Annotated in this window: 16 protein-coding genes; 5 read left to right on the top strand and 11 right to left on the bottom strand. The window is 72.0% G+C overall.

Annotated elements, in window-relative coordinates:
- Positions 1 to 106: 106 nt before the first annotated feature.
- Both ACWD5F_RS22175 and ACWD5F_RS22180 read left to right on the top strand, forming a co-directional pair.
- The gene (locus ACWD5F_RS22175; protein ID WP_401727573.1) at positions 107 to 712 is read left to right on the top strand and encodes a hypothetical protein; all 606 of its coding nucleotides are present in this window, start codon (positions 107 to 109) and stop codon (positions 710 to 712) included.
- Positions 713 to 850: 138 nt separating this feature from the next.
- Positions 851 to 1,576 carry a 3-keto-5-aminohexanoate cleavage protein gene (locus ACWD5F_RS22180; RefSeq protein WP_451256540.1) on the top strand — a complete coding sequence of 242 codons (726 nt, stop codon included), beginning with the start codon at positions 851 to 853 and terminating at the stop codon, positions 1,574 to 1,576.
- 72 nt (positions 1,577 to 1,648) lie between these two features.
- On the opposite strand, the gene soxR is transcribed toward ACWD5F_RS22180, so the two are convergent.
- Positions 1,649 to 2,173: a redox-sensitive transcriptional activator SoxR gene (soxR, locus tag ACWD5F_RS22185; RefSeq protein WP_401727571.1), complete on the bottom strand. Its 525-nt coding sequence runs from the start codon at positions 2,171 to 2,173 to the stop codon at positions 1,649 to 1,651.
- A 131-nt stretch (positions 2,174 to 2,304) separates the two neighbouring features.
- Between soxR and ACWD5F_RS22190 the strand changes: the two genes are divergently transcribed.
- The gene (locus ACWD5F_RS22190) at positions 2,305 to 2,766 is read left to right on the top strand and encodes a MaoC family dehydratase (protein ID WP_451256542.1); all 462 of its coding nucleotides are present in this window, start codon (positions 2,305 to 2,307) and stop codon (positions 2,764 to 2,766) included.
- Positions 2,767 to 2,803: 37 nt separating this feature from the next.
- Here ACWD5F_RS22190 and ACWD5F_RS22195 read toward each other — a convergent pair whose 3' ends face one another.
- The 3 genes from ACWD5F_RS22195 to ACWD5F_RS22205 form a co-directional block, all read right to left on the bottom strand.
- Positions 2,804 to 3,436: a TetR/AcrR family transcriptional regulator gene (locus ACWD5F_RS22195; RefSeq protein WP_401727569.1), complete on the bottom strand. Its 633-nt coding sequence runs from the start codon at positions 3,434 to 3,436 to the stop codon at positions 2,804 to 2,806.
- Between the two features lie 73 nt (positions 3,437 to 3,509).
- A complete protein-coding gene (locus tag ACWD5F_RS22200; protein WP_401727568.1) occupies positions 3,510 to 3,755 on the bottom strand; it encodes a YiaA/YiaB family inner membrane protein in 246 nt (81 codons plus the stop codon).
- Between the two features lie 61 nt (positions 3,756 to 3,816).
- On the bottom strand, positions 3,817 to 4,968 hold the full coding sequence (locus ACWD5F_RS22205) for an acyl-CoA dehydrogenase family protein (RefSeq protein ID WP_451256773.1): 1,152 nt from the start codon (positions 4,966 to 4,968) through the stop codon (positions 3,817 to 3,819).
- An 88-nt stretch (positions 4,969 to 5,056) separates the two neighbouring features.
- Between ACWD5F_RS22205 and ACWD5F_RS22210 the strand changes: the two genes are divergently transcribed.
- Positions 5,057 to 5,701: a TetR/AcrR family transcriptional regulator gene (locus ACWD5F_RS22210; protein WP_451256545.1), complete on the top strand. Its 645-nt coding sequence runs from the start codon at positions 5,057 to 5,059 to the stop codon at positions 5,699 to 5,701.
- 63 nt (positions 5,702 to 5,764) lie between these two features.
- Here ACWD5F_RS22210 and ACWD5F_RS22215 read toward each other — a convergent pair whose 3' ends face one another.
- A complete protein-coding gene (locus ACWD5F_RS22215; RefSeq protein WP_451256547.1) occupies positions 5,765 to 6,697 on the bottom strand; it encodes an acetamidase/formamidase family protein in 933 nt (310 codons plus the stop codon).
- Positions 6,698 to 6,886: 189 nt separating this feature from the next.
- On the opposite strand from ACWD5F_RS22215, the gene ACWD5F_RS22220 reads away from it, so the two are divergent.
- Positions 6,887 to 7,891, top strand: a complete 1,005-nt coding sequence (locus ACWD5F_RS22220; protein ID WP_451256549.1) for a DMT family transporter — start codon at positions 6,887 to 6,889, stop codon at positions 7,889 to 7,891.
- 9 nt (positions 7,892 to 7,900) lie between these two features.
- On the opposite strand, the gene ACWD5F_RS22225 is transcribed toward ACWD5F_RS22220, so the two are convergent.
- The 6 genes from ACWD5F_RS22225 to ACWD5F_RS22250 all read right to left on the bottom strand — a co-directional run bounded on the left by ACWD5F_RS22225 (position 7,901) and on the right by ACWD5F_RS22250 (position 14,797).
- The gene (locus tag ACWD5F_RS22225; RefSeq protein WP_451256551.1) at positions 7,901 to 8,983 is read right to left on the bottom strand and encodes a Zn-dependent alcohol dehydrogenase; all 1,083 of its coding nucleotides are present in this window, start codon (positions 8,981 to 8,983) and stop codon (positions 7,901 to 7,903) included.
- Positions 8,984 to 8,994: 11 nt separating this feature from the next.
- Positions 8,995 to 10,383 carry an aldehyde dehydrogenase family protein gene (locus tag ACWD5F_RS22230; protein ID WP_451256553.1) on the bottom strand — a complete coding sequence of 463 codons (1,389 nt, stop codon included), beginning with the start codon at positions 10,381 to 10,383 and terminating at the stop codon, positions 8,995 to 8,997.
- 117 nt (positions 10,384 to 10,500) lie between these two features.
- The gene (locus ACWD5F_RS22235) at positions 10,501 to 11,838 is read right to left on the bottom strand and encodes an ABC transporter ATP-binding protein (RefSeq protein WP_451256555.1); all 1,338 of its coding nucleotides are present in this window, start codon (positions 11,836 to 11,838) and stop codon (positions 10,501 to 10,503) included.
- 163 nt (positions 11,839 to 12,001) lie between these two features.
- Positions 12,002 to 12,889 (bottom strand): class F sortase, encoded by an 888-nt coding sequence (locus tag ACWD5F_RS22240; RefSeq protein WP_451256557.1) that lies wholly within the window; start codon positions 12,887 to 12,889, stop codon positions 12,002 to 12,004.
- Positions 12,876 to 13,505, bottom strand: coding sequence for a hypothetical protein (locus tag ACWD5F_RS22245; protein ID WP_451256559.1), 630 nt, complete (start codon positions 13,503 to 13,505; stop codon positions 12,876 to 12,878). Before ACWD5F_RS22245 ends, ACWD5F_RS22240 begins: the two co-directional genes overlap by 14 nt.
- Positions 13,506 to 13,561: 56 nt before the next feature.
- A complete protein-coding gene (locus tag ACWD5F_RS22250; protein WP_451256775.1) occupies positions 13,562 to 14,797 on the bottom strand; it encodes an MFS transporter in 1,236 nt (411 codons plus the stop codon).
- Between the last annotated feature and the right edge of the window lie 15 nt (positions 14,798 to 14,812).

Below are 14,812 nucleotides of genomic sequence, written 5' to 3' on the forward strand. Positions count from 1 at the left end.
ATCGGATGGAGCCAAATCGCGTGTCGATACGTCTACTCGGCGACGTCCGTACGACGACGCCGAAGTGACCGAAGTACAGGTGCAGGTGTGACGGAGGTGCAGGGCGATGGCAGGTTTCCGGAGTCTGGCGAGACAGGTCCGCGATCCGCGGAGCGATCTCGCACTGCGGCGCTACTCACTTCGCAAGTGCCTTGAGCGGTTCGCTCCGTACGGGCACAGGGCGACCTGGGACCATTTGTGCTCCCGGGCGGGGTTCGGCCCCGAGGACCGCTCCCCCGACCCGGTGCGGCTCGTGGCCGCACTGGACGAACTGGAAGAGGCGCGTTCGGTCTGGCTGGCCTACGAGGGCGACTTCGCCGAGCGGCGCCGCAAGGAGAAGCACGACGGACTGCGCAGTCCCGGAACCATCGACGACTGGCACCGACTGACCTGGGGAGGTTTCGGTGTCGCGTGGTGCGACGACCCGCGGGTCCACCCCCGTGAGCCGCTGGCCGAAGTACTGCGCCGACTGATCTCCGCACTGGAACACGACCCGGGCTCCGGCTGCCCGGCGTGCGGCGGAGCACGTCTGACCTGGAAGTACGACCTGGACCACGAGCCCTCCACCGGTCCGGTCTGCACGCACTGCGGAATCCTCGTACCACGGCCCGTGCTCACAGCCGAGGCCCTGGCGGACGCAAGGCGCGGAAGGCTGCTGCTCGTCTCGGCCTGAGTCGGACGGGGGTGCGCCGGGGATGCCGCGCCCCCGAAACAGTCGAACACCCGGTCCCGCACCGGTGTGAACCATGACCGTCCCGCTACCGAGTGCCGCCACATGTCGGTTGTCAGTGGTGGCTGGCACCATCGAGCCATGGTGCAGGTGTGTCTGAACGGGCCCCGGGAAGCGGCCGACGGAGCCGCGGTGCCGGTGTCGCCGGAAGCGATGGCCGAGGCCGCGGAGGCGGCCGTCGTGGTCGGCGCGACGGACGTCCATGTCCACCCCAAGACCCCGTGCGGCGGCGACTCCCTGTCGCCCAAGGTGCTCACGCCCACGCTGGCGGCGATCCGGCGACGGGTGTCGGTGCCGGTCGGGGTGACCACGGGCGCCTGGGCGGAACCGGACCCGGCGGCTCGGCTTGCCCGTGTACGGAGTTGGGCCGCCCTGCCCGACCTGCCCGACCACGCCTCGGTGAACTGGCACGAGGAGGGCGCGGAGGAGATCGCCGCCGCGCTGCTCGACCTCGGCGTGGGCGTCGAGGCCGGCATCTGGTCCGGCACGGACGGGGCGGCCCGGTTCGCGGCCTCGCCGCTCGGCCCCAAGGTGCTGCGCGTGCTCGCCGAGGTGACGGACACCGACGCGAGTACGGCGCGGGCGTCGGCGCGCGCTCTGCTGGCCGGCCTCGGTCCCGCGCACGGCCGCCCGGTGCTGCTGCACGGCGAGGACGGCGGCGCCTGGCCGGTGCTGCGACTGGCGGGGCGCCTCGGCCTCGCGACCCGGATCGGCCTGGAGGACACGCTGGTCCTGCCGGACGGGCAACGGGCGCGGTCCAACGCGGAGTTGGTGGCGGCGGGGCTGATCGAGTACGGCGCCGGGTGATGGTCGCGACCGCGAAGGAGGCCGGCGGCAGCGCTCGGTGCGAACGGGGGCAGACCTCCGTACACGCAGGGCTCAGCGGCAGCTCTTCGGCTCCTGCTTCTCTTCCTCCGTCGGCTGTCGCGCACCCGTCCTCCGCGTCCCCCGGCGCTCCACCAGCAGCCGGGACCCGTTCCCGCGTTCGCCCACCACGTCGTCCGGGTTGGACAGGACACAGGTGTCGAGGGAGAGGCAGCCGCAGGCGATGCAGTCGGTGAGGTGGTCGCGCAGGCGGCCGAGCTGACTGATGCGCTCGTCGAGTTCGGAGCGCCAGGCCTCGGAGAGACGGGCCCAGTCCTCGCGGGTGGGCGTGCGCTCCTCCGGGAGTTCGGCGAGCGCCTCACGGATCGTGGCGAGCGGGATGCCGACCCGCTGGGCGGCCCGTACGAAGGCGACCCGGCGCAGCGCGTCACGTTGGTAGCGGCGCTGGTTGCCCGTGGTGCGGCGGCTGGTGATCAGGCCCTTGGACTCGTAGAAGTGCAGGGCGGAGACGGCGGCACCGCTGCGCGCGGCGAGTTGGCCGACCGTGAGCTCGTGGATCTTCTCGGGAATCTGGGGCACCCCTCGAACCCTACCCACCCGTCCGGCGCCCGGTCCGTTGACATTGCCACCCGACCCGATCATGCTAAGCAGTTGCTTAGACGTGGGAACACAGCGTGGGACACAGCTTCAGGCACATGGGAGGCCGGGACATGGCAGAGCCGAGGATCTTCGCGTCCGTCGACGAGCTGAAGGCGGCGGTGGACGAGCAGTTGGGGTACACCGACTGGCTGGAGGTCGACCAGAAGCGGATCGATCTGTTCGCGGACGCGACCGGCGACCACCAGTGGATCCACGTGGACCCGGAGAAGGCGGCGGCCGGGCCCTTCGGGACCACCATCGCGCACGGCTATCTGACCCTGTCCCTGCTGCCCCTCTTCGGCCCGCAGCTGATCAAGGTCGAGAACGTCAAGATGGGCGTCAACTACGGCACCAACAAGGTCCGTTTCCCCGCCCCGGTCCCCGTCGGCTCCCGCGTGCGGGCCACCGCGCGGATCACCGGCGTCGACGACGTGCCCGGCGGTGTCCAGGTCTCCGTCGCCTTCACCGTGGAGCGCGAGGGCGGCGACAAGCCGGTGTGCGTGGCGGAGTCGGTGTCCCGGTACTACCTGTAGGCGCCCGTACGGCCTGTGGGCGCACGGGCGGCGAGGGTTACTTCGCGGTGCCCGCGCCCACCATCCGCAGTACGAGGTCGGCGTAGAGCGCGCCGATCTCGTCCGGCGTCCAGCGGCCTTCGAGGCTGAACCAGCGGGCCACGTCGATGCAGAGCGACAGCACGGCGAGGGTGGTGCCCTTGACGTCCAGCACGTCGAACTCGCCGGAGTCGATGCCGTCCTCGATGATCCCGCGTACCTCGGCGTCGCACTGCCGGCGCAGCGCGAGGATCTCGGCGCGGGCATCGGGGCCGAGCGAGTCGAGCTCGTACTGCACGACCCGCGCGGTGGTGCGTCCGCCGGCGTGCCAGCCGACGAAGGAGCTGACGGCGTCCGCGAGGCGCTCGGTCGCGGTGCCCTCGCGCCGGGCCGCGGTCCGCAGGATGTCGAGGGCCTTCTCGTGGCCGATCCTGCTGATGCGGTGGAGCAGCTCTTCCTTGGTCTTGTAGTGGATGTAGAGCGCGGCCGGACTCATCCCGGCGCGGCCCGCGATGTCGCGGGTCGTCGTCGCGTGGTACCCGCGCTCGGCGAAGGCCTCCACGGCGGCGACCAGCAGCCGCCGGGCCGCGTCGGGCGTGACCTCGCCCCAGGCCTGCGTCTCGCCGCCGGCCGTCTCCTCCGCCGTACTCATTGCTCGTAAGCCCCTCTCGATGGCAAGGGCTCCACCATACCGCCGAAGCTGAGCGAGCGCTTAGGCTGCCCGCTCAGAGCTTTTCGAACGGGTTGTAGACGCCGCGTGCCCCGTCCTGCCGGTCCCGGATCACCTTGGCGAGGGTGAAGGAGGAGGTGACCAGATACAGGACGGCGATCGCGAGGAAGGCCCGCACCCAGGCGTCGGCCTGGAGCTTGAAGATGCCGATGGCGGTCGCCGCGATGGCGACGGAGAAGGACGCGACGGCCTGGCCGTAGAAGGCGGCCGTGTTCTGCGGTTTGCCCGATGCTTCGCTCATGGGGACAAGCGTCGGCCGATCCGGCGGCCGCCACATCCGTCCGCGTACTCAGCCGACGTACTCAGAACGCCGAAATGCCGGTCAGCGCACGGCCGATGAGCAGCTTCTGGATCTGACTGGTGCCCTCGTAGAGGGTCATCACGCGGGCGTCGCGCAGCAGCTTGCCGACCGGATACTCGTCGATGTAGCCGTAGCCGCCGAACACCTGGACGGCGTTGTTGGCGGCGCGGACCGCGGCCTCCGAGGCGAAGAGCTTGGCCTTGGAGGACTCGACGGCGAAGGGCTGCCCGCGGTCGATCAGGTCGGCGACCCGCCAGGTCAGCAGCCGGGCCGCGTCCACGTCGAGGGCGATGTCGCTGATCAGCTCCTGCACCAACTGGTGCTGGGCGATGGGCTTCCCGAACTGCTCCCGCTCGCCCGCGTAACGCAGGGCCGCGTCCAGGGCGGCCTGGGCGATGCCGACGCAGCCGGCCGCGACCGACATCCGCCCCTTGGCCAGCGCCGACATGGCGACCGAGAAACCCTTGCCCTCGGGGGCGAGCATCGCGGAGGCGGGGACGCGGACGTCGTCGAGGACCAGTTCGGCGGTGGCCTGCCCGCGGAGGCCGAGTTTGCCGTGGATGGTGCGGCGGGTCAGACCGGGGGTGTCGGTCGGTACGAGGAAGGCGGAGACGCCCTTGTGGCCGGGAGCGTCGGTCGAGCGGGCGAAGAGGAGCACGACGTCGGCCCACGTCCCGTTGGTGATGAACATCTTGGTGCCGTTGATGACGTAGTCGTCGCCGTCGCGCACCGCCCGCGTGGTGAGGTTGCCGGCGTCGGAGCCGGTGCCCGGCTCGGTCAGGCCGAAGCAGCCGACGTACTCGCCGGAGGTGAGCCCGGGCAGCCAGCGCCGCTTCTGCTCCTCACTCCCCCAGGCCGCGACCGACTTGGCGACCAGGCCGAGCGAGACGGACACGATCCCGCGCACGGACGAGTCGCCGCGCCCCAGCTCCTCGGTGACCAGGCAGTACGCGAGGTGGTCGCCGCCGGAGCCGCCGTACTCCTCGTCGACCGTCAGGCCCAGGAAGCCGACCTCGCCGAGCTTCTTCACGATTCCCCGGTCGACCTCCTCGGCGCGGTCCCAGTCGACGACGTGCGGGGCGATCTCGCGGGCCACGAAGTCCTTCGCGAGCTGCCTTACGGCCTCCTGCTCCTCGCTGAGCCCCAGGTTCACCACGAGATCACCCCAAAGAAACGGATCGTGAGGACGTCCACTTAAATTAGCACTGCTAGTTTCTGAGCGCAGCCCTACTATGTGCGCCATGGCCCGACCGCGCAAGCCCCTGCTCAGCACCGACCGGATCGTCGAGACGGCACGTGCGCTGGTCGACGCGGAGGGCCTCTCGGCCGTCTCCACGCGTCGGCTCGCGGCCGAGTTGGGGGTGAGCGGGCCCTCGCTCTACAACCATTTCCGCACCAAGGACGAGATCCTCGAGGCGGTCGCCGACTCGGTGAGCGCGCAGGTGGATCTGTCGATGTTCGAGGACGGGCGGGACTGGCGGACCGCGCTGCACGACTGGGCGGTCTCCTATCGCGGCGCGCTGCGCGACCATCCGAACATCGTGCCCGTCCTCGCGACGGGGCCCGGCCGGCGGCCGGCGGGGCTGCGGCTCGCCGACGCGGTGTACGGGGGGATGGTGGCGGCGGGGTGGCCGGCGGCGCAGGCGACGTCGATCGGGGCGTTGATGCGGTACTTCATCATGGGGTCGGCGTTGGGGTCGTTTGCGGGGGGATTCGTGGATGACGCGAGCGCGTACGACCCGGCCAGCTATCCCCATCTCGGGCAGGCTCATTTGCTCGCGGAGCAGCAGGAGAAGATTGATCAGCGGGCTTTTGAGACGGGGCTCACTGCGTTGCTCGACGGGTTGACGGGGCAGTTTGAGGTGGTTCGGTTCGTTGCGGAGTGACGGTCCGTCGTGGCTTGTCGCGCAGTTCCCCGCGCCCCTAGGTGGGTGTGCACCTCTCGTACCTCAAGAGGTTCTGACGTATGCCTTGGGTAGGTACGCCGAGACCACCCAGTTCGGGGCGTCCACTACCTCTGTGATTCTTAGGTCCACTGCCACGCTGCACAGGACGTACGCGTCGATCGGGGACAGGCCGTAGTGGGTGCCCAGGTGGTCGATCATTGATCGGGTGGCGTCCTGGGCCGCCCGCATGAGGTCGGGGGCTACGCCCATCGTGGCGTAGTGGCCCAGGCGGTCGGCGTCCGTGCGGAGGGGGCCTGCCGTTTCGAATTGAGGGGCCGTGATGCGGCGGCCCTTGTGCAGGCGGATTCTTGCCGTGCCCGACATGGATGCCTCGATGGCGCTGACGCACAACTCGCCGTCGCCCTGGGCCGCGTGGGGGTCGCCGAGGCTGAGGCGGGCGCCGGGGACCTGGACGGGGAGGTAGAGCTTGGTGCCGACCACGAGGTCGCGGCAGTCGACGTTGCCGCCGAAGTGGCCCGGCGGCAGGACGCTTTGGGGTTCGGTGACGTCCGGGCAGACTCCAACCACCCCACAGAACGGGTGGATCGGGATCTCGGCCACGTCCAGGAAGGCTGCCTTGTCTCCACGGCTCAGGTCCCACAGGTACAGGTGCGCGTCGGGGAAGTCCTCGGCGAGCAGGCCGAGGCCCGGCAGCACGGCCGTCCAGCCCCAGTCCACCGACCGCAGCTCCAGGAACTCCACCTCCAGGACATCGCCCGGTACGGCGCCCTTGACCATGACGGGGCCGGCCAGCGGATAGACCCGGTCCCAGTCGAAACCCGCGATCACCTCGGCGGTGGAGCCCGGGTCGAACTGCCCGTCCGTGGCCTCGGTGAGGTCGAAGGACACGGTGTCGCCGTCCTCGACCTCCAGCACGGGCTCGTGCCCCAACGACCACAGGCGATGGACGCGCTTCGGTATGGAGTAGTGGCTCATCGGACCGTCCTCACCTGTCGGAACCGTCGGCACCTGTGCCGGACTGTGCCCTCCCCACCGAGTCGACGTCAAGCCTCATAGGCAAAATATGTGGCCTCTCAGGCAGAGCGGTGGGGTCGTGGAGCGGTTCCGAGCCTCGCGTCCGATTTCCGCCAGCGGTGTGCACCCCTCCCTGTCTAGCCTCGGGGCATGAAGAAACCCCCTCGTCCTGCCGGAGCGAGCGCTGCCGCCGCCGCTGTCGTCACCGTTGTGCTGTGGGCCTCCGCGTTCGTGTCGATCCGGAGTGCCGGGGACGCCTACTCGCCGGGGGCGTTGGCGTTGGGGCGGTTGGTGAGCGGGGTGGTGGCGCTGGGGATCCTCTGGGGTGTGCGGCGGGAGGGGTTGCCGCCGCGGTCCGCGTGGCGGGGGATCGCGATATCGGGCGTGCTGTGGTTCGGGTTCTACATGGTCGTCCTGAACTGGGGCGAGCAGCAGGTCGACGCCGGTACCGCCGCCCTCGTCGTGAACATCGGGCCGATCCTCATCGCCCTGCTCGGCTCCCGGCTCCTCGGGGACGCGATGCCGCCGCGACTGCTGGCGGGGATGGCGGTGTCGTTCGCCGGTGCGGTGACCGTGGGGCTGTCGATGTCGGGGCAGGGCGGTTCGTCGGTGCTCGGGGTGGTGCTGTGTCTGCTCGCGGCGGTCGCGTACGCCGGTGGGGTCGTCGCCCAGAAGCCGGCTCTCGCCCAGGCGAGCGCGCTCCAGGTGACGACGTTCGGGTGTCTCATCGGGGCCGTGGTCTGTCTGCCGTTCGCCGGACAGCTCGTCCACCAGGCGGCCGACGCGCCCGTCTCCGCCACGCTCAACATGGTGTATCTGGGCGTCTTTCCGACCGCCCTCGCCTTCACGACGTGGGCGTACGCCCTGGCCCGGACGACCGCCAGCAAGATGGGCGCGACCACGTACGCGGTGCCCGCGCTGGTCGTCCTGATGTCGTGGCTGGCGCTCGGCGAGGTGCCGGGGCTGCTCACGCTGGCGGGCGGGGCGCTGTGTCTGGCGGGTGTGGCGGTGTCCCGGTCCCGGGCACGAGCGGCGGTCGTGCCCGAGCCGGGGGCGCCAGAGCCAGGGGCGTCCTCGATGGTCTCGACCGAGCCGGAGGCGACCGCGGTGGCCTCGGCCGAGCCGCCCTCCGAGGACGCGTCCGTCAAGAAGTGACCGCCCTCCTCAGAACGTGACCAGTGCCCGGCCGCCCTTCCCCGCCAGCATGTTCTCGAAGGCCGCCGGGATGCCGTCCAGGGCGATCCGTTCCGTGACCAGCGCGCCCAGGTCGAGTCGGCCCGCGCGGACGTGGTCGGCCAGGACCGGCAGGTCCTTCGCCGGGTCGGAGTTGCCGTAGACGCAGCCGGCCAACGTCCGTCCCCAGTGGAAGAGTTCGAGGGCGTTGAAGGTGACCTGCTGGTCCTTGCCGCCGATGCCGACCACCGTGGTGCGGCCGCCGCGGCGGGTGGAGTCCCAGGCCGCGCGGATGGTCGTGGCGCGGCCCACGCACTCGATCGCCACGTCGACACCCTGCTTGCCGGTGAGACCGCGGATCTCGCGGGCCGTGGTGTCGGAGGCGAGGACGTAGTCCGTGGCGCCCGCGGCCCGCGCCAACTCCTCCTTCTCCGGGGAGACATCGACCGCCACGATCCGCGAGGCACCCGCGATCCGGGCGCCCTGGAGCGCGGCCAGGCCCACTCCCCCGACGCCGTACACCGCCACCGTCTCGCCCTGCCGGACCCGCGCGGAGTGGTGGACGGCTCCGTAGCCGGTGAGGACGGCACAGCCGAGGAGGGCCGCGTCGGTCAGCGGGATGCCGTCCGGGAGGGGCAGGACACAGGCGGCCGCTACGACCGTCTCCTCGGCGAACGCGGCCACGTTCAGGCCGGGGTGGAGGTCGGAGCCGTCGTCCGCGCGGTGGGCGTACACGTCGGCGGCGCCCTTGAGGGCGTTGGCGCACAGCCACACCTCGCCGAGCGAGCAGGCGTGGCAACCGCCGCAGGACGGGGCCCAGTTGAGGACGACCTCGACGCCGGGCGAGACGTGCGTGACGCCCTCGCCGACGGCCACGACCGTGCCGGCGCCCTCGTGGCCGAGCACGGCGGGGACCGGCACGCGCATGGTGCCGTCGGACAGGGACAGGTCGGAGTGGCAGACGCCCGCGGCGGCGAGGCGGACGCGGACCTGGCCGGGACCGGGGTCGGGCAGGTCGATGTCCGTGATCTCCAACGGAGCACCCACGGCGGACAGGACGGCGGCGCGAACCACGTGGACGCTCCTCAGAACTGGAAGGACTTGGTCTGGAGGTACTCGGACAGGCCGTGCGTGCCGAGTTCACGGCCGACGCCCGACTGCTTGTAACCGCCGAAGGGGGCAAGGGGGTTGAAGCGGCCGCCGTTGATGTCGACCTGGCCGGTCTCCATGCGGCGCGCGAAGGCGACGGCCTCGGCCTCGTCGCCGGCCCAGACGGCGCCCGCGAGGCCGTAGACCGTGCCGTTGGCGATGCGCAGGGCGTCCTCCTCGTTCTCGTAGCGCAGGACGGACAGGACCGGGCCGAAGATCTCCTCCTGGGCGATGGTCATGTCCGGGGTGACGTCGGCGAAGACGGTCGGGCTGACGAAGTAGCCCTGTTCGCGCGGTGATTCGGGGCCGCCGGCGACCAGTCGGGCGCCCTCCGCGATCCCCGTCTCGATGTAACTCCGCACCCGCGCCCGCTGCTTGGCGTTCACGACCGGGCCGATGCGCTCGCCGTACTTGGCGGCGGCCGCGGCGGCCAGGCCCACCGCCTCCTCGTACTGGTCCCGGTGCACCAGCATTCGCGTCCAGGCGCTGCACGTCTGGCCCGAGTTGGACATCACGTTGGCGACGCCGACGTTGACCGCCTTGGCGAGGTCGGCGCTCGGCAGGATGACGTTGGCGGACTTGCCGCCCAGTTCCAGGGCGACCTTCTTGATGGCCGCGCCCGCGATCGCGCCGATCTGCCGGCCGACCGCGGTGGAGCCGGTGAACGAGACCAGGTCGACGCCCGGGTGCTCGGCGAGGGCCTGTCCGGCGACCGGGCCGAGGCCGGTGACCAGGTTGAAGACGCCCGCCGGGAGACCGGCCTCGTGGACCGCCTCGGCGAAGAGCTGGGCGGTCAGCGGGGTGTCCTCGGCGGGCTTCAGGACGACCGTGCAGCCGGCCGCGAGCGCGGGGGCGACCTTGGCGACGATCTGGTGCAGGGGGTAGTTCCAGGGCGTGATCGCGCCCACCACACCGATCGGCTCCAGGTGCACGGTGGAGTTCCCGGCCTTCTCCTCGAAGGCGTGGGTCGCGGCGAGTTCGGCGTACGAGCCCGCGACCGCGATCGGCACGGACGCGTGGACGGCCTGCGAGAACGCGAGGGGCGCGCCCAGTTCGGCGGTGACCGTCTCGGCGATCTCGTCCTTGCGGGAGACCAGCACGTCCCTCAACGCCCCCAAGAGGGAGGCACGTTGGGCGGGCGGGGTCGCGGCCCAGCCGGGGAGGGCGGTACGGGCGGCTCGTACGGCCGTGTCGACGTCGTACGCCGTGCCCGCGGGGACCCGGCCGACGACCTCCTCGTCGACCGGGTTCACCACCTCGATCGTGTCCGGGCCGGCGGCGGGGCGCCAGGCACCGTCGATGTACATGCCGTCGTGTGCCTTCATGGTGCGTCCTCCCGGGCGGGCCACTTCGTCGTCGTCCGGCTCATAAACTAGCGACGTTAGTTTTGAGGCGCCAGACGGCGGGCCCTCGGAAGGTCCCCGCACTCTCCCCGAGCGGGGTCATTCGTCCAGGTCGGGCAGGCGTGCCGGGGCCGGGCAGATGCGTTCGCCGTGCTGGTCGAAGACGAACAGGTGGGCGATGTCGACGAGGAGCGGGACCTGCATGCCGTACCGCAGGTCGATGTCGGGGGTGGTGCGGACGACCATGTCGCCGGGGAGGCGGCCGTCGGCGGGCGCGGTGTCCTGGTCCGCGGGGTCGTCGTCCAGGACCACGACCCGTCCGGCGCGCAGGCCTCCGGCCCGGTCCCGCAGCCGCCCCAGCACCGACTGGCCCTCGCGGCGACGGCGTCTGGAGGGGCGGGGGGCCGGGCGCGGGGCCTCCAGGTCGGGTACGAAGGCGGGCCGGGAGCCGGTGTTGAAGTGGACGAGGACCTCGTGCCCCTGGAACTCCACGTGCTCCACGAGACCGGTGAGCACCACCTCGCCGGGCCGCGCGTCCTCCCGCTTGGCGATCCGCACGGCCTCCGAACGCAGCCCGACGATCACCTCGCGCCCTTGCTGCACGCGCAGCAACTGGTGGTCCAGGGACAGGGGTTCGGGCAGGCGCAGGAACTGCTTGCCGAGGCTGATGGTCATCGCGCCGTCGAGCGGGGCGCGCACGATCCCGCGCAGCAGGTTGATGCGCGGGGTGCCGATGAAGGCGGCGACGAAGACGTTGCGGGGCAGGGCGTAGACCGAGCGCGGGGTGCCCACCTGCTGGAGCACTCCGCCGCGCAGCACGGCGACCCGGTCGCCGAGCGACATGGCCTCGGCCTGGTCGTGGGTGACGTAGACCGTGGTCACCCCCAACTCCCGGGTCAGGCGGGAGATTTCGGCGCGTAAGTGGTTGCGGAGCTTGGCGTCGAGGTTGGAGAGCGGTTCGTCCATCAGGAAGACCGAGGGGTGGCGGGCGATGGCCCGGCCCATGGCGACGCGCTGGCGTTCGCCGCCGGAGAGCTGGCTGGGGTAGCGGTCGAGGAGGTCCTCGATGCCGAGCATGCGGGCGGTGGCGTCCACGCGGGCGCTGGGATCGTCGCCGGGATTCTCGATGCGGAGCGGGAAGCCGATGTTGCCGCGGCTCGTCATGTTCGGGTAGAGCGCGAAGTTCTGGAAGACCATCGCCATGTTCCGCTCGTACGGGAACAGGTGGTTGGAGTGTGTGCCGTCCAGCAGCAGCCGTCCCTCGGTGATCTCCTCGAGACCGGCGATCATCCTGAGCACGGTGGACTTTCCGCAGCCGGAGGGCCCGAGCAGGACGAGGAACTCACCCGGCGCGATGTCCAACGACAGCCGGTCCACCACCCGGACACCCCGGGTGTAGGACTTGCTCACGTCGAGCAGGGAGATGGCGCGTGTCATTTCCGGTGCCCCCGGGGGCTGCGTCAGGCGTTGGTGCTCCGCGGTGCGACACCCCGCGCGGGTCGCGCGGGGCCTGTGAGTCACGGAAGCTAACGGAATGTGCGCGGTCGGGGGAAGACTTCGGGCGGTTCAGTTCAGCCTGTGAGAAAGCGGACGATCCGATTCAGGGCGCGGTGTGCGGCCCGCGGGTCCCGGTGAGATGGGCGAAGACGACGGTGTTGCCCGCGTAACCGGTCCGCCGGTCGTAGGAGCCGCCGCAGGTGATCAGGCGGAGTTCGGGGCGGTCGCGGGCGCCGTAGACCTCCCTGTTGGGAAAGTGCGCCTTCTCGTACGTCCGGACGGCGTCGACGGTGTAGACGGCGGTACGGCCGTCCGCGCGCCGGAGTTCGACGCGGTGGCCGGCGTCGAGTTCGCCGAGACCGGCGAAGACGGCGGGGCCGGCATGCGTGTCCAGGTGGCCGACGACGACCGCGGTGCCCCGCTCGCCGGGCGAGGGGCCGCCCTGGTACCAGCCCACCTGATCGGCGTCACCCTCGGGCGGCGCGGTGAGCCGGCGGTCGCGGTCGAGCTCGAGGCCGATGACGGGGGCGTCGACGTCGATGAAGGGGATGGTGACGCGGATCGGGCGGGAGCGGGGCAGGGGGTCGGGGCGGGAGCGGGAGTGCGAGGAGGGGTGGGGCGAGTGCGGGTGGACGTCGGTGGCGCGGGGGCCGGTGGCCTTGGAGGAGGGGGCGCGGGAGCCGGGAGCCCCGGAGGAGGAGGCGCGGGAGCCGGGAGCCCCGGAGGAGGAGGCGCGGGAGCCGGGAGCCCCGGAGGAGGGGGCCGGCGCACCCGTCGTCGCCGGGCCTGCGGGTTCCTCGTCCTGGGCCCACCAGACGCCGCCCACCACCAGCGCGACGGCCACGACGACCGTCCGCGTCAGGCGGTAGGCGCGCGTCGGGCGCCGGGGCCCGGCGGGCGGTTCCCGTCGTCCGCCACTGCGGCGGACCGCGACGGACGGAACCGCGCCGCCGGACCTCGGGGGCCTGCGCAGCTGACTACGCGGCGCCATGCGGGCGGCGACGAAGCCGCAGCCAGACCGCCCCGACGACCGCGGCCACACCCACGGCGGCGGCCCCGGCGACCGGGCCCATCGCCGCGTCACGGGCGAGCCCGCCACCGCCGGCCGGAGGGCCACCGTGCGGGCCGCCGGGACCGCCCGGCGGGGTCGTGGTGGGCGGAGTGGTCGGCGGGGTGTCGCCGCAGTCGACCTTGAACACCTTGTGCTTGCCGGCGCCGTTGCCGCCGATGATGGTCCACGTCAGCTTGTACTGCCCGTTGGGCAGCGCCTGGTCGGCGGTGTGGCCCGAGCCCTGCGGGAGGACGAGGGCGCCGCTGCTCGTCGCGCCGCCCTGGACGAGGGGCTGGGTCTCGATGGACCAGGTGATGCTCTGGTTGGGGTCGAAGCCCGTCGCGTCGATGTAGAACCCGCAGACCTTGGGCTCGTCCCTCGGGTCGCCGACCGGCGTGCGCGGATCCGACGAGTGGATCTTGACGGTGCCGTTGTCACCGGGCGCCAGCGGCACGGCGGCGACGGCCGGAACCGTCAGAGCGCCGACGGCCACGGTGAGCGCCGCCAGGGCGGCGGTCCGCGCTCCGGGGCGGCGCGGCAGGGACGTGGTGGGCATGCGAGTCCTCCGAGTCAGACGATTTTCATACAAATCGCGTTTCGTCTGACTCTCTTTCACATACGCCGCGCGAATCGCGGGAGCAGCGCCCGACGCCCCGTCGGTTCTCCCCCGTCCGGCCTACCTCGGGAGCCGGGCGCCCGCACCGCGACCCCCGCCGACAGCAGCAGCAACCCGCCCAGCATCACGAACGGCGCCGCCATGCCCGCGACCCCGGCGACCAGGCCCGCCGCCGCGGGGGCCGCCACCTGGCCGAGGCGGTTGCCGGTCAGGCGCAGGGCGAGGGCGGTGGAGCGGGCGGCGTCGGGGGCGGCCTGGACGACCGTCGTCATGGAGAGGGGCTGGCCCACGCCCAGACAGAAGCCGAGCGCGGCGAGCATCAGACCGATCGCCCACACAGGTACGGGCAGGGCGATGCCCGCACACAGCAGGCCCGCCAGGAGACAGGTCGCGGTCAACAGCGCGGCCCTGCCCAGGAGTCGGAGCAACGGGGTGAGGACGAGACGGCAGGCGATCGTGGCCGCCGCGCGGATGCTGAGCAGCACGCCGATCACGGAGGGCGCGATGCCCCGGTGCTCGCCGACCACCGGCAGGTAAGCGGTGAGGATGTCGGTCGCGGACAGCACGGAGAGGCTGACGAAGATGCCCGCGGGCACACCCCGGGCGCCCAGGATGCTCCGCATGGGCACGCGATCGCCTTGCCGGGTACGGGACTTGACGACCGTACGGTCCTCGATGCGCCACAGCGACGTGAACGACACGGCGGCGCCCGCGCCCGCGACGAGCAGGGCGAGCGCGCTGCTGCCGGCCATGTCGGAGCCGCCGATCAACGCCCCCGCGGCGACGGGGCCGATGAGCTGGCCGAGGGAGGCGCCGATGGTGAAGTGGCCGAAGTTGCGGTCCTGTTCGTGCGGGGCGGACTGACGGGCGACCAGCGACTGGGCGCCGATCACGAAGCAGAGGTGGCCCAGGCCCATCACCCCGCTCCAGATCGCCATCGCCCAGAGGGAGTCGGCCAGTCCGCTCAGCGCGCAGCCGCCGGCGATCAGGACCACGCCGACGGGCAGCAGGGGCGCGCAGCGGCCGTGGTCGGTGCGGCGGCCGAGCGGTACGGCGGCGAAGAGCGGGAGCAGCGCGTAGACGCCCGCGATGACGCCGACCGCCCGCTCGTCCGCGCCGAGCGCGAGGGCCCGGTACGACACGGCCGGCCGGGCCATCGACACCGCCCCCTGCGCGAAGCTGAAGGCGACGACGAGGCGGAGCAGCCAGCCGCGGTTCGTGCCGGGCCCCATGGTCAAGTCCTCCGT

Source organism: Streptomyces sp. NPDC002499, from assembly GCF_053595415.1.

What these genes read in the sequence shown, in the direction of transcription:
- ACWD5F_RS22240 (WP_451256557.1), bottom strand. Translation starts at nt 12,889, where the DNA reads ATGGCGCCGCGTAGTCAGCTGCGCAGGCCCCCGAGGTCCGGCGGCGCG.
- ACWD5F_RS22245 (WP_451256559.1), bottom strand. Translation starts at nt 13,505, where the DNA reads ATGCCCACCACGTCCCTGCCGCGCCGCCCCGGAGCGCGGACCGCCGCC.
- ACWD5F_RS22215 (WP_451256547.1), bottom strand. Translation starts at nt 6,697, where the DNA reads ATGAGCCACTACTCCATACCGAAGCGCGTCCATCGCCTGTGGTCGTTG.
- ACWD5F_RS22200 (WP_401727568.1), bottom strand. Translation starts at nt 3,755, where the DNA reads ATGAGCGAAGCATCGGGCAAACCGCAGAACACGGCCGCCTTCTACGGC.
- ACWD5F_RS22180 (WP_451256540.1), top strand. Translation starts at nt 851, where the DNA reads ATGGTGCAGGTGTGTCTGAACGGGCCCCGGGAAGCGGCCGACGGAGCC.
- ACWD5F_RS22190 (WP_451256542.1), top strand. Translation starts at nt 2,305, where the DNA reads ATGGCAGAGCCGAGGATCTTCGCGTCCGTCGACGAGCTGAAGGCGGCG.
- ACWD5F_RS22220 (WP_451256549.1), top strand. Translation starts at nt 6,887, where the DNA reads ATGAAGAAACCCCCTCGTCCTGCCGGAGCGAGCGCTGCCGCCGCCGCT.
- ACWD5F_RS22195 (WP_401727569.1), bottom strand. Translation starts at nt 3,436, where the DNA reads ATGAGTACGGCGGAGGAGACGGCCGGCGGCGAGACGCAGGCCTGGGGC.
- ACWD5F_RS22210 (WP_451256545.1), top strand. Translation starts at nt 5,057, where the DNA reads ATGGCCCGACCGCGCAAGCCCCTGCTCAGCACCGACCGGATCGTCGAG.
- ACWD5F_RS22250 (WP_451256775.1), bottom strand. Translation starts at nt 14,797, where the DNA reads ATGGGGCCCGGCACGAACCGCGGCTGGCTGCTCCGCCTCGTCGTCGCC.
- ACWD5F_RS22235 (WP_451256555.1), bottom strand. Translation starts at nt 11,838, where the DNA reads ATGACACGCGCCATCTCCCTGCTCGACGTGAGCAAGTCCTACACCCGG.
- ACWD5F_RS22175 (WP_401727573.1), top strand. Translation starts at nt 107, where the DNA reads ATGGCAGGTTTCCGGAGTCTGGCGAGACAGGTCCGCGATCCGCGGAGC.
- ACWD5F_RS22230 (WP_451256553.1), bottom strand. Translation starts at nt 10,383, where the DNA reads ATGAAGGCACACGACGGCATGTACATCGACGGTGCCTGGCGCCCCGCC.